The organism is Rhizobium sp. 05L429 (assembly GCF_056397645.1).
Genome location: NZ_JBFTNV010000005.1, coordinates 107,627 through 119,981, shown reverse-complemented (window position 1 = coordinate 119,981; position 12,355 = coordinate 107,627). Strand labels below are relative to the sequence as shown.

12 protein-coding genes and 1 riboswitch are annotated in these 12,355 nt (G+C 60.2%); of the genes, 10 read left to right on the top strand and 2 right to left on the bottom strand.

The window, feature by feature from the left end; all coding sequences use genetic code 11:
- Positions 1–2: 2 nt before the first annotated feature.
- Entirely contained in the window at positions 3–611 is a 609-nt protein-coding gene (locus tag AC1DNW_RS06790) for a YkoF family thiamine/hydroxymethylpyrimidine-binding protein (protein ID WP_113299143.1), read from the bottom strand.
- Positions 602–715, bottom strand: a riboswitch (TPP riboswitch). It overlaps the preceding gene by 10 nt.
- 189 nt (positions 716–904) lie before the next feature.
- Positions 905–1,480, bottom strand: coding sequence for an NAD(P)H-dependent oxidoreductase (locus AC1DNW_RS06785; RefSeq protein WP_113308251.1), 576 nt, complete (start codon positions 1,478–1,480; stop codon positions 905–907).
- An 81-nt stretch (positions 1,481–1,561) separates the two neighbouring features.
- On the opposite strand from AC1DNW_RS06785, the gene soxR reads away from it, so the two are divergent.
- The 10 genes from soxR (at position 1,562) to AC1DNW_RS06735 (ending at position 12,159) form a co-directional block, all read left to right on the top strand.
- Complete coding sequence (gene soxR, locus AC1DNW_RS06780) at positions 1,562–2,026, top strand: redox-sensitive transcriptional activator SoxR (protein ID WP_113299141.1); 465 nt, start codon at positions 1,562–1,564, stop codon at positions 2,024–2,026.
- An 89-nt stretch (positions 2,027–2,115) separates the two neighbouring features.
- Positions 2,116–2,886 (top strand): SDR family oxidoreductase, encoded by a 771-nt coding sequence (locus AC1DNW_RS06775; protein ID WP_113299140.1) that lies wholly within the window; start codon positions 2,116–2,118, stop codon positions 2,884–2,886.
- 101 nt (positions 2,887–2,987) lie between these two features.
- Positions 2,988–3,329, top strand: a complete 342-nt coding sequence (locus tag AC1DNW_RS06770) for a metalloregulator ArsR/SmtB family transcription factor (protein WP_113299139.1) — start codon at positions 2,988–2,990, stop codon at positions 3,327–3,329.
- 73 nt (positions 3,330–3,402) lie between these two features.
- On the top strand, positions 3,403–4,296 hold the full coding sequence (locus tag AC1DNW_RS06765; RefSeq protein ID WP_113299138.1) for a LysR family transcriptional regulator: 894 nt from the start codon (positions 3,403–3,405) through the stop codon (positions 4,294–4,296).
- A 134-nt stretch (positions 4,297–4,430) separates the two neighbouring features.
- A complete protein-coding gene (locus tag AC1DNW_RS06760; protein WP_113299137.1) occupies positions 4,431–4,910 on the top strand; it encodes a formate dehydrogenase subunit gamma in 480 nt (159 codons plus the stop codon).
- A complete protein-coding gene (locus tag AC1DNW_RS06755; RefSeq protein ID WP_113308250.1) occupies positions 4,907–6,463 on the top strand; it encodes a formate dehydrogenase beta subunit in 1,557 nt (518 codons plus the stop codon). Before AC1DNW_RS06760 ends, AC1DNW_RS06755 begins: the two co-directional genes overlap by 4 nt.
- A gap of 3 nt (positions 6,464–6,466) precedes the next feature.
- Positions 6,467–9,346 (top strand): formate dehydrogenase subunit alpha, encoded by a 2,880-nt coding sequence (gene fdhF, locus AC1DNW_RS06750; RefSeq protein WP_113308249.1) that lies wholly within the window; start codon positions 6,467–6,469, stop codon positions 9,344–9,346.
- On the top strand, positions 9,346–10,173 hold the full coding sequence (fdhD, locus tag AC1DNW_RS06745) for a formate dehydrogenase accessory sulfurtransferase FdhD (RefSeq protein ID WP_113308248.1): 828 nt from the start codon (positions 9,346–9,348) through the stop codon (positions 10,171–10,173). The genes fdhF and fdhD overlap by 1 nt, the downstream gene beginning before the upstream one ends.
- Positions 10,163–10,408, top strand: a complete 246-nt coding sequence (locus AC1DNW_RS06740; protein ID WP_113299133.1) for a formate dehydrogenase subunit delta — start codon at positions 10,163–10,165, stop codon at positions 10,406–10,408. The genes fdhD and AC1DNW_RS06740 overlap by 11 nt, the downstream gene beginning before the upstream one ends.
- Before the next feature lie 92 nt (positions 10,409–10,500).
- Positions 10,501–12,159 carry an OFA family MFS transporter gene (locus tag AC1DNW_RS06735; RefSeq protein WP_113308247.1) on the top strand — a complete coding sequence of 553 codons (1,659 nt, stop codon included), beginning with the start codon at positions 10,501–10,503 and terminating at the stop codon, positions 12,157–12,159.
- The last annotated feature ends 196 nt before the right edge of the window (positions 12,160–12,355 follow it).

Here is a 12,355-nt window from a genome sequence, read left to right as displayed (position 1 = left end):
TCTCAGGCTTTGCTCGGGCTGTTCGCGGAGACCGTGATATCCAGCGTTACATGGCCTTCGGGATCGCCGAAGCGATAGAAAGCTTCATGGATGGTCGCGAAGATCGCGCCGGCATCGCCGCGCAGCTTGGTGCAGAAATTCTTGGAGCGGTCGAATGTGCCCGAGCGCTTCAGGAAATCGATGCAGCCATAGATCTCGTCCATATGGGTGCCCGTTCCCATAACGTACAGAGAAAATTGGGCGGCCGTTGGCTGGCCGGTTTCTGTGGTGTCCTTGACCGCCGCAATCGCGGCTTCCACTCGCTCGGCGAGCGGCTCGGATCGGCTGGAAGACAGGCCGGCGCCACAGATCGCATCATCCGGTTCGCCGGGGCAGCCCCGCGAGATTGCGGCGGACAATACGCAATGCTCGCCGCTTGCGGCAGCAGAGACGAAGAGGTCGCGCATGGCGGCAAACAGCACGTCGGGCGGGCCGACCATCAGTGTGGAAATATCGTCGGTTTCGATGCGAAGACGATCACGATAGGGATCGAGAGCCTTGATCGCTTCAAGGATGATGCCGACGAAATTGCCGGACATCGGATATAGAGACACTTGTGCGCCGGAAAACATTTGGACCTCGCTCCGCTGGCATTACCCAGATCAGCTTTGAAGGGTCCGGAGGCATGCGCCTCACATCTCAGCCCCGGCAATTCGGAGCTCCCCCGTGAAATTGTGGCGGAAGCTAGCACCGGGCCTGCGATACCGCAACCGTAAAATTCCTATCCGGCTACACGGTCGGAAAGGGCGATGGCAGTTCGGACGCAGCTGTCAAGTGTCAGGGGAGGGGAACACCCGGACGGAGGTCCTGTCCGGGTGCCCAGCCGGTTCCGTACCTGCCAGAAACGGAATCGGATATCGTTGTCTCAGGCGGCGATGCCGGCATAAGGAGTGTCGCTGCGGGCAGCGATCAGCGCCTCAGTCCACCATTGCAACAGGGCCATCATTCGGGAAAGCCGGCGCAACGCATCCTCTGGATCCTGCAGCCGGCCTTCATTGTCGAAACGGCGCCAGGGGGAACTGAAGCTGACGGCATCGCAGATCGTGACTGCGTGAAGCTCCGCAAAGACGAGGCGGAGCTGTTCGACCGCGCGCAATCCGGCGGAGACGCCGCCATAGCAGATGAAAGCGATCGGCTTGCCGTGCCAGGGCTCAGCGAAGAGATCGATGAGGAATTTCAGGGAAGCGGTGAAGCTGTGGTTATATTCCGGTGTGACGAGGATGAAGCCATCGGCCTGATGGAGTCTGTCAGCAAGCCGTCTTGCCTCCGGATGATGTGGTACATGCTCTCGCGGCAATGAAAATGCCAGCGGATCGATAATGTCGATCTCGAATTGCGGAAAGCGGGCCAGCTCTCTTTCGAGCCATTTCACCACCCTGTCGCAGATGCGTCCCTCACGCGTGCTGCCGTAGATGACGGCAAGCCTCATGGGTTTCTGCATGCATTGCTCCTTCTCGTGTCGGCTTTACGGCCTCTGGAGCGCAGTCTATAAAACCTCAACTAACATTGAGGTCAATAGGCCATGCAGCAGAATTCGGCATTCTCCCTGAGCAGGCTCCTGACGGTGGGCGAGGTGGCAGAGCGAAGCGGACTTGCTGTCTCTGCCCTGCATTTCTACGAGACGAAGGGGCTGATCTCCAGCATCCGCACCCGCGGCAACCAGCGCCGCTACGGCCGCGACGTTCTTAGGCGTCTCGGCATCATCAAGGTGGCGCAACGCGTCGGCATCCCGCTTGCCGAAATTCAGACTGCCTTCGAAACGCTGCCGCAGAGTCGTACGCCGACAGTCGAGGACTGGCAGCGGCTGTCGGCGCTCTGGAAAGATGATCTCGATGCTCGTATCAAGCGACTGAGCCTGCTGCGTGATCATCTGACGAGTTGCATCGGCTGCGGTTGCCTCTCTATCGACGCCTGTCCACTGCGCAATCCCTTCGACGTTCTCGGTAAGGAAGGCGCCGGCGCGCGGCTTCTGGACCTGGGTGCTTAGACCTTCGGGCTTTCTTTTAGCTGATGGCCGCATATGTTAGGCCCTGATAGCGCAAGCGGCGGGGCCGGTCCCGCAAGGAGGAGGGCTTCGTGTTTCATCCCAAACTGTTCGAGAACCGCAATGTCGTCGTCACGGGGGCTGGTCGGGGTATCGGCCTGGAAATTGCCCGCCAGTTTCTGGATTGCGGTGCGCGCGTACTCGTCCACACAGGTCGTGATGGAGAACGCGAACTGCCGGATTTTCTTCTGACGGCCGAATCGGAGCGCCGCGCCCTGCTGTTGCCGGCGGATTTCCTGCATCCGGGCGGGGCGGCGAAGTTTGCGGCGGAAGCGCTCGAGTTCTTCGACGCCGTGCATGTGCTGGTCAACAATGCCGGCACCATGCATGGCCGCTTTCCGGCCGGAGAGCTCACCGATGCCGATTACGAGACCATCGTGAGACTCAACCAGACGTCGGTGGTGGAGTTGACGCGGGCGCTGCTTCCCGCGTTGCGGGCGGCGCAGGGCGCCGCCATCGTCAATACGGTTTCGATTTCGGCGCTGACGGGCGGAAGTCCTGGTTCTGCAATCTATTCCGCATCGAAGGCTTTCGTTGCGACCTATTCGAAGGCGCTGGCGCGGGAACTCGCGCCTGACGCTATAAGAGTCAATTGTGTCTCACCCGGCACGATCGAAACCGATTTCCATGCACGCTATTCATCTCGCGAGAAACTGGAGCAGGCCCGGAAGTCTATTCCGCTGCAACGGCTCGGAACAGCAGAAGATTGCGCGCCTGCCTATCTCTTCCTGGCTGCCCCGTCGCTCTCCGGCTACATCACCGGTCAAGTTCTAGAGATCAATGGCGGCCAGCTTATTTGCTGATTTGCTTGGACTTTTTTTGGTATTTCGCCACATTTGACCAATTCGCTTCTGCGAATATGATAGTGTACTGATCTACCTTATTACCTCCTTCCGAGAAGCAAATGCCATTGCCTAAACCGAAGCCGGGCATGACCGGCCAGGACTTGCAGAAGCTTGCTGACAAAGCCCACGAGGCAAGCGATCTCCTGAAGGCTTTAGCCCATCAGACCCGACTTCTCATTCTCTGTATCCTGTCGGAAGGGGAAAGGACCGTCGGGGAGATCGAGGATATCCTTGGTATACAGCAGGCTATGGTGTCTCAGCAGCTTGCGCGGCTGAGGCTCGAAGGCCTCGTCAATACGCGGCGCGAAGGGCGGCTCGTCTACTACAGCATGGGCAACGAGAGCATTCTGGCTTTTCTCGAATCACTCTTCAGTCTCTTTCCGGTTGCCGAGAAGGACTGAACCCGCCAGCTCTTGCGAAGCGGCCGGCAAGCCGCAAAGATAGGCCTCATCCCGAATTCGGCAGGGAGGCCGGATGATCGACAAGCTGGAATTCTTCATTGCACTCGCCAACGAGAAACATTTCGGTCGTGCTGCGGAGGAATGCGGCGTTTCCCAACCGACGCTTTCGGCCGCTATCCGCCAGCTCGAGGATCAGCTCGGCGTCATGCTGGTGCAGCGTGGCTCCCGTTTCCAGGGATTGACCCCGGAAGGGCAGCGTGTGCTGGAATGGGCGCGGCGCATCGTCGGCGATACGCGCACCATGCGCGAGGAAATGCGTGCTGCCCGCAAGGGTCTCTCCGGTCATCTGCGTCTCGCCTCAATTCCGACAGCGCTCGCCATGCTGTCGCGAATCACTACGCCCTTTCAGGAACGGCATCCCGACGTCACCTTCTCCATCGTCTCGCGCAACTCGCTGCAGGTCCTGAGCATGCTCGAAAATCTCGAGATCGATGCTGGCATCACCTATCTGGAAAACGAGCCGCTTGGCCGCGTTACCTCGGTGCCGCTTTACGCCGAACGCTACAATCTCATCACTGCCGCTGGTAGTCCACTTTCGGATCGCGATGATGTGACATGGCGTGAAGTGGGCGATCTTCGACTTTGCCTATTGACGGCCGACATGCAGAACCGGCGCATCATTAACCGACATTTGACGGAAGCCGGCGCGACGGTGCATCCGACGCTCGAATCGAACTCGATGATCGTGCTTTTTTCGCATGTACGGACCGGCCGCTGGGCCAGCATCATGCCGCGCAACGTCGCGAAATCATTTGGTTTTCCTGTGGAGATCCGGATGATCCCCATCATCGAGCCGGAGGCGCACCATCTCGTCGGGCTGGTTGCTCCCTATCGTGAACCCTTTACGCCGCTCGTCTCCGCTTTGTTGCATGAAGCGAGAACACTCGTTGAAGACGCGGAACTTTGATAGAAAAAAACTATCGAACAACGCGACTGCTTTATTGATCGCAGCTTACTTCCCTGAGACAGTTCCCCAGAAATCGCAATGACATGGGGAGGATTTGCGGTTTTTGAACACGCAAGCCGTAGGGAGGGCTGCTGATGAACATTCGTATCGCTGAGCGCGATATAGCCGAGCGCGTCCGCTCGATTGTTGCCGATCTTCGTCCCCTCGAGGGTCCGCTGCTCCCCATTCTGCATCAGGTTCAAGGCGAGTTCGGTTACATACCGCAGGAAGCCCTGCCTGTTATCGCCGACGAGCTCAATCTTTCCCGCGCCGAAGTCCACGGCGTTGTAACCTTCTATCATGATTATCGTGATCATCCCGCCGGTCGGCACGTGCTGAAGCTCTGTCGTGCCGAAGCCTGCCAGTCGATGGGCGGGGACGCGCTGGCCGAGCGCGTCAAGCAGATGCTCGGTATCGATTTCCATCAGACGACCCTTGATGGCAGCGTCACGCTGGAGCCGGTATACTGTCTCGGCCTCTGCGCCTGCGCACCGGCCGTCATGTTCGATGGCGAAGTGCATGGCCGGGTTGATGACGAACTGGCGGGCGAACTCGTCGAGGAGGCGCGCCGATGACCGTGAAGATTTATGTTCCGCGCGATGCCGCAGCGCTCTCGCTCGGGGCCGAGAAGGTGGCAAAGGCGATTACCCAGGAGATCGAAGCCCGCGGCCTCGATGCGATTGTCGTGCGCAACGGCTCGCGCGGAATGTTCTGGCTGGAACCGCTGGTCGAGATCGAGCTTTCTGGTAAGCGGATCGGCTATGGGCCAGTCAAGGCGAAGGATGTGACCGGCCTGTTCGACGCGGGATTGATGGACGGCGGGGCGCATGCGCTCTGTCTCGGGGATGTCGAGGACCTCCCGTTCCTGAAAGGCCAGACCCGTCTCACTTTTGCTCGCTGCGGCATTACCGATCCGCTTTCTCTTGACGATTATAAAGCCCATGGCGGCTTTGCGGGCCTTCGTCGTGCGGTTTCCATGCAGGCCGCCGATATCGTCAAGGAGGTCACCGATTCCGGTCTTCGCGGTCGCGGCGGCGCGGGCTTTCCGACCGGCATCAAATGGAAGACGGTGCTCGATGCAGCCGGTTCCCGCAAATACATCGTCTGCAATGCAGATGAGGGCGACAGCGGCACTTTCGCCGACCGGATGATCATGGAAGGTGATCCCTTCGTGCTCATCGAAGGCATGGCGATATCGGGCCTTGCGACCGGTGCCACGAAAGGCTTCGTCTATACGCGCTCGGAATATCCGCATGCGATCGCCACGATGACGGAGGCGGTGGAAATCGCCCGCAAGGCCGGGATTCTAGGCAGCTCGGTGCTCGGCTCCGGCAAGGTCTTCGACATGGAAATCCGCACGGGTGCGGGCGCCTATGTCTGCGGCGAGGAAACGGCGCTGCTCAACAGCCTCGAAGGCAAGCGCGGCATCGTGCGCGCCAAGCCGCCGCTGCCGGCGCATAAGGGCCTGTTTAACTGTCCGACCGTCATCAACAACGTCATCTCGCTCGCTTCCGTACCCGTCATCATGGACAAGGGAGCTGCCTTCTATCGTGATTTCGGCATGGGCCGTTCGCGTGGCACCATTCCACTGCAGATCGCCGGCAATGTGAAATATGGTGGTCTCTATGAAACTGCCTTCGGCCTTTCGCTCGGCGATATCGTCGAAAAGATCGGCGGCGGCACGGCGTCGGGCCGGGCGGTGAAGGCGGTGCAGGTGGGCGGGCCGCTCGGCGCCTATTTCCCGAAGGCGCTTTTCGATACGCCGTTCGACTACGAGGCCTTTGCCGCTAGGGACGGGCTGATCGGCCATGCCGGTCTCGTCATCTTCGACGATACGGCCGACATGCTGAAGCAGGCGCGCTTTGCGATGGAATTCTGTGCGGTGGAAAGCTGCGGCAAGTGTACGCCCTGTCGTATCGGCTCGACACGGGGTGTTGAAACGGCCGACAGGATCGCCCAGGGCATCGAACCGGAAAAGAACCGCGAACTGCTCGCCGATCTTTGCAACACCATGAAGTTCGGCTCGCTCTGCGCGCTCGGTGGTTTCACGCCCTATCCAGTCATGAGCGCCATGACGCACTTTCCCGAAGATTTTGCCCCGACTCCTCTCATTGAAGCGGCGGAATAGACCATGTCTCTTGTTCACGAAATCGACTACGGAACGCCGGCTTCGAAATCCGAAACGATGGTGACGCTGACCATCGACGGCCGCCAGATAACCGTTCCGGAGGGAACCTCGATCATGCGCGCCTCGATGGAGGCCGGCATTCAGGTGCCGAAGCTTTGCGCGACCGATATGGTCGATGCCTTCGGCTCCTGCCGCCTCTGTCTCATCGAGATCGACGGCCGCAACGGTACGCCTGCCTCCTGCACCACGCCGGTAGCTTCAGGCATTGTAGTTCATACCCAGACCGAACGGCTGAAGAATATCCGCCGCGGCGTCATGGAGCTCTATATCTCCGACCACCCGCTCGACTGTCTGACCTGCGCGGCCAATGGCGACTGTGAACTCCAGGACATGGCAGGCGCCGTCGGGTTGCGCGATGTTCGTTACGGTTATGAGGGCGACAACCACGTCAAGGCCCGCAACAATGGCGAGATCAATCTGAAATGGCTGCCGAAGGACGAGTCCAACCCGTACTTCACCTATGATCCATCGAAGTGCATCGTGTGCTCCCGCTGCGTCCGCGCCTGCGAGGAAGTGCAGGGCACTTTCGCGCTGACGATCGAAGGACGCGGGTTTGGTTCACGCGTTTCGTCCGGTGCGCATGAGCCGTTCGTCGAATCGGAATGTGTCTCTTGCGGCGCTTGCGTTCAGGCTTGTCCGACAGCGACATTGACGGAAAAATCGGTCATCCGTATCGGGCAGCCGGAACATTCAGCCGTCACGACCTGCGCCTATTGCGGCGTCGGCTGCTCCTTCAAGGCGGAAATGCGCGGCGAGGAACTGGTGCGCATGGTGCCGTGGAAGGATGGCCAGGCAAACCGCGGCCATTCCTGCGTCAAGGGCCGCTTTGCCTATGGGTACTCGACGCACAAGGACCGCATCCTCAATCCGATGATCCGCGAAAAGGTGACGGATCCCTGGCGTGAAGTGACCTGGGATGAGGCCTATGCGCATGTGGCCTCAGAGTTCCGCCGCATCCAGTATCAGTATGGCCGTGAAGCGATTGGCGGCATCACCTCGTCCCGCTGCACGAACGAAGAGACTTATCTCGTCCAGAAGCTGATCCGCGCCGGCTTCGGCAACAACAATGTCGATACCTGCGCACGCGTCTGTCATTCGCCGACGGGTTATGGATTGGGCCAGGCCTTCGGCACCTCGGCCGGCACGCAGGATTTTGACAGCGTCGAGCAATCCGATGTCGTCGTCATCATCGGCGCCAATCCGACCGATGGCCATCCGGTGTTCGGTTCGCGGCTGAAGAAACGGCTGCGGCAGGGCGCCAAACTCATCGTCATTGATCCGCGCCGCATCGATATCGTCCGCTCACCGCACGTGGAGGCATCCTTCCATCTGCCGTTGAAGCCCGGCACCAATGTCGCTGTCATGACGGCGCTGGCGCATGTGATTGTGACTGAAGGCCTTTACGACGAGAAGTTCATCCGAGAGCGCTGCGACTGGTCGGAATTCGAGGACTGGGCCGCTTTCGTCGCGGAACCGCAGCACAGCCCGGAAGCCGTCGAGAAATTCACCGGCGTGAAGCCGGAAGACGTACGCGGTGCCGCCCGGCTTTTCGCAACAGGCGGCAATGGTGCAATCTATTACGGCCTCGGCGTAACCGAACACAGCCAGGGCTCGACGACCGTGATGGCGATCGCCAACCTCGCCATGGCAACCGGCAATATCGGCCGCCCCGGCGTCGGCGTGAATCCGCTGCGTGGCCAGAACAATGTGCAGGGCTCCTGCGACATGGGCTCCTTCCCGCACGAGCTTCCCGGCTATCGTCACATCTCCGACGATGCGACGCGCGATATCTTCGAAAAGCTCTGGGGTGTGAAGCTTAACAACGAGCCTGGCCTGCGCATTCCGAATATGCTGGATGCCGCCGTCGATGGTTCCTTCAAGGGCCTCTATATCCAGGGCGAGGACATTCTCCAGTCAGATCCGGATACCAAGCATGTCGCTGCCGGTCTTGCGGCCATGGAATGCGTCGTCGTGCAGGATCTCTTCCTGAACGAGACGGCGAACTACGCGCATGTGTTCCTGCCCGGCTCGACCTTCCTGGAAAAGGACGGCACATTCACCAATGCCGAGCGCCGCATCAACCGCGTGCGCAAGGTCATGACGCCGCGCAACGGCTATGCCGACTGGGAAGTGACGCAGAAGCTCGCTCAGGCCATGGGCCTTGACTGGCACTATGCGCATCCATCCGAGATCATGGACGAGATTGCTGCGACGACGCCGAGTTTCGCGTCCGTTTCCTATGATTATCTTGAAAAGATGGGCTCGGTTCAGTGGCCTTGCAACGAGACGCACCCGCTCGGCTCGCCGATCATGCATGTTGATGGGTTCGTGCGCGGCAAGGGCAAGTTTATCCGCACGGAATATGTGGCAACGGATGAGCGCACTGGCCCGCGCTTCCCGTTGCTTCTCACCACCGGCCGTATCCTGAGCCAGTACAATGTCGGGGCGCAGACGCGCCGTACCGACAATGTGGTCTGGCATTCCGAAGATCGGCTGGAAATCCATCCGCATGATGCCGAACAGCGCGGTATCCGCGATGGCGATTGGGTAAAGCTCGGCAGCCGCTCCGGCGACACGACACTTCGTGCGTTGATTACCGACCGGGTAGCACCCGGCGTCGTCTACACGACCTTTCATCATCCGGACACGCAGGCCAACGTCATCACGACAGACTTCTCCGACTGGGCGACAAACTGCCCGGAATACAAGGTCACTGCAGTGCAGGTCTCGCCCTCTAATGGTCCGTCCGACTGGCAGATCGAATATGACGAGCAGGCTCGCCAGTCCCGCCGCATCGCCGGCAAGATGGAGGCTGCCGAGTAATGACGGAAAGGTCTACTCGTGTAGCCGTCAAGGAGGTCGCCCGGAAGGGTGGTGTCATGATGCGGGGCGAGCGTATCGTGCCGGAGGAGGTGCCGATCGCCTTTTCCTATGGTGGCAGTTCGCATGCGGTCATGATGGGCACGCCTGACGATCTCGAGGATTTTGCCGTCGGCTTCAGCCTGACGGAAGGCATCATTACCGATCGCAGCCAGGTCGCAAGTATCGATATCGTCGAGGATGAGAAAGGTATCGATGTTCAGGTGACGCTTCTCGACGATGTCGAGGATGCGTTGAGGGCGCGGCGTCGTAGCATGGCGGGACCTGTGGGTTGCGGCCTCTGTGGTCTCGAGTCGATCGAGCAGGCGGTTCGCACGGTTCCCGACGTTTCCCAGGCTGAGCTGCCGCTTTCGCATGCCGATATCATCAAGGCGATCGCGCTGCTCAACGAGTCCCAACCGCTGCATCGTGAGACTCGAGCGGTTCATGGGGCCGGCTTCTACATCCCCGGCAAGGGGTTGATCGCCGTGCGCGAGGATGTCGGCCGGCACAATGCGCTCGACAAGCTATGCGGCGCAGTTATCAGAGCCGGTGAAAAAGGGGCTTCCGGCGCTGTCGCCGTCACCAGCCGACTGTCCGTCGAAATGGTTCAGAAGTCGGCAATCCTCGGCGCGCCCGTCCTGATCGCCATTTCCGCGCCAACGGCACTTGCCATCCGTACGGCCGAGGAAGCCGGGATGACGCTGATCGCTCTGGTGCGTGGCGAGGATTTTGAGATTTTCACCCACCCGCATCGCCTTTCGCCCGGAAGTATCGCCGATGTCGCATGATACCAAGACCAAGCTCGTCTACATGGCAAACCAGATCGCAACCTTCTTCAAGACCCAGCCTGAAAGCGAGGCTGCGCAGGGGGTCGCCACGCATATCAACAAATTTTGGGAGCCGCGCATGCGGCGGCAATTGTTTGAAATTCTGGAAAAGGAAGATAACGGCCTCGACGCACTCGTGCTGCAGGCCATGCCCCTGATCCGCAAACCGGAACCGGCAGAACAGCCGCTTCGATAAACCAACATCGGCGTATGAAAGAGGGGAGGCGGGGTCAACTCGCCTGCGCATGCGCCCATGACAGCAAAGTCTGAATCAAGGAGGAGTTGTTCATGACTGCAGCGGATACAAGTTCAGGCGGCATCCTGGCGGGCACGGGCCTGCTGGATCGCGAAAGGATTATCGCAAGGCCCGGTTTCAATCGGTGGCTCGTGCCGCCGGCCGCACTTGCCATCCATCTTTGCATCGGCATGGCCTATGGCTTCAGCGTGTTCTGGCTGCCACTCTCGAAATCCCTCGGCATCACGGCATCGACCGCCTGCCCGGACCTGACGCTTGTTTCGGCACTGTTCACCACCAGCTGCGACTGGCGTGTTGCCGATCTCGGCTGGATCTATACGCTGTTCTTCGTGCTGCTCGGATCGTCCGCTGCGATCTGGGGTGGCTGGCTGGAGCGGGTGGGCCCGCGCAAGGCCGGTGTCGTTTCGGCGTGCTGCTGGTGCGGCGGCATCGTCATCGCCGCTTTCGGTGTCTTTTCTCATCAGCTCTGGATCATGTGGGTCGGTGCGGGCGTGATCGGCGGAATCGGTCTCGGTCTCGGTTACATCTCGCCGGTGTCGACGCTCATCAAATGGTTCCCGGATCGGCGTGGCATGGCGACCGGCATGGCGATCATGGGCTTCGGTGGCGGTGCAATGATCGGTGCCCCGCTGGCCAACCTCCTGATGAACAGCTTCAAGACGGATACGTCCGTCGGCGTCTGGCAGACCTTCATCGTCATGGCGGCCATCTATTTCGTCTTCATGATCGGCGGCGCCTTCGGCTACCGCATCCCGCCGGCCGGCTGGCGCCCGGAAGGCTGGACGCCGCCTGCCGCCAAAAGCACGATGATCACCACCAAACACGTGCATCTGCGCAATGCACACAAGACGAAGCAGTTCTGGCTCATCTGGGCGGTGCTTTGCCTCAACGTGTCAGCCGGTATCGGCGTTATCGGCATGGCTTCGCCGATGCTGCAGGAAATCTTCGCTGGTTCGCTTATCGGCCTGCCGGATGTCGGCTTTGCACAGCTCGATGCCGGCCAGAAGGCGTCGATTGCGACCATTGCTGCCGGCTTTGCCGGTCTGCTGTCCCTCTTCAACATAGGCGGCCGATTCTTCTGGGCCTCTCTGTCAGACAAGATCGGCCGCAAGAACACCTATTATACGTTCTTCATCCTGGGCATCCTGCTCTATGCTGCCGCTCCGACACTGGCGGATATGGGCAACAAGGCCCTCTTCGTGCTTGCCTTCGGCATCATCCTGTCAATGTATGGCGGCGGCTTCGCCACCATCCCGGCTTATCTTGCAGATATTTTCGGCACGCAGTTCGTCGGGGCCATCCACGGCCGTCTGCTGACGGCATGGGCAACAGCCGGCATCGTCGGCCCTGTCGTCGTCAACTATATCCGCGAAGCGCAGATCGCTGCCGGCGTGGCGCCCGGACCGGCGCTATATACAGGGACGATGTATATCCTTGCCTGCATGCTGGCGCTCGGTTTGATTGCCAATGCCTTCGTCCGGCCGCTCTCCGACAAATGGTTCATGTCGGATGGGGAAGTCGCCGCGCTTCAGGCGAAGAGCGCTGCGGCCAATGCTGGTCCCATCGGCTCATTCGGCATCGGCACGGGTGGTCTCGACGCCAAGGCGGCGCTTGCCTGGGCGGTGGTCGGCATTCCCTTGCTCTGGGGCGTCTGGGTGACGTTGAAGGCAACATTGGCATTGTTCGGTTAAAAAGATCTCCTTGCGGGAGCGCGGGAGAACTGCAGTCGGATGATATCGGGCGGGAGGCATGCTTCCCCGCCCGATTCTTGAAGGATCAATTCACCGCAAGAACCATCTGCAGGGCTGACGAGACTGGCGTCGCCACCGGGCCATCCGCCGAAGCGTTCATACCGAGGCCAATGGGCGGCGCTATGAAAAGCTCACG

Bases quoted from the DNA above. Each gene is read 5' to 3' on its own strand.
- fdhF (WP_113308249.1), top strand. From the start codon at position 6,467: ATGTCTCTTGTTCACGAAATCGACTACGGAACGCCGGCTTCGAAATCC.
- AC1DNW_RS06740 (WP_113299133.1), top strand. From the start codon at position 10,163: ATGTCGCATGATACCAAGACCAAGCTCGTCTACATGGCAAACCAGATC.
- AC1DNW_RS06735 (WP_113308247.1), top strand. From the start codon at position 10,501: ATGACTGCAGCGGATACAAGTTCAGGCGGCATCCTGGCGGGCACGGGC.
- AC1DNW_RS06755 (WP_113308250.1), top strand. From the start codon at position 4,907: ATGACCGTGAAGATTTATGTTCCGCGCGATGCCGCAGCGCTCTCGCTC.
- soxR (WP_113299141.1), top strand. From the start codon at position 1,562: ATGCAGCAGAATTCGGCATTCTCCCTGAGCAGGCTCCTGACGGTGGGC.
- fdhD (WP_113308248.1), top strand. From the start codon at position 9,346: ATGACGGAAAGGTCTACTCGTGTAGCCGTCAAGGAGGTCGCCCGGAAG.
- AC1DNW_RS06770 (WP_113299139.1), top strand. From the start codon at position 2,988: ATGCCATTGCCTAAACCGAAGCCGGGCATGACCGGCCAGGACTTGCAG.
- AC1DNW_RS06790 (WP_113299143.1), bottom strand. From the start codon at position 611: ATGTTTTCCGGCGCACAAGTGTCTCTATATCCGATGTCCGGCAATTTC.
- AC1DNW_RS06765 (WP_113299138.1), top strand. From the start codon at position 3,403: ATGATCGACAAGCTGGAATTCTTCATTGCACTCGCCAACGAGAAACAT.
- AC1DNW_RS06785 (WP_113308251.1), bottom strand. From the start codon at position 1,480: ATGCAGAAACCCATGAGGCTTGCCGTCATCTACGGCAGCACGCGTGAG.
- AC1DNW_RS06760 (WP_113299137.1), top strand. From the start codon at position 4,431: ATGAACATTCGTATCGCTGAGCGCGATATAGCCGAGCGCGTCCGCTCG.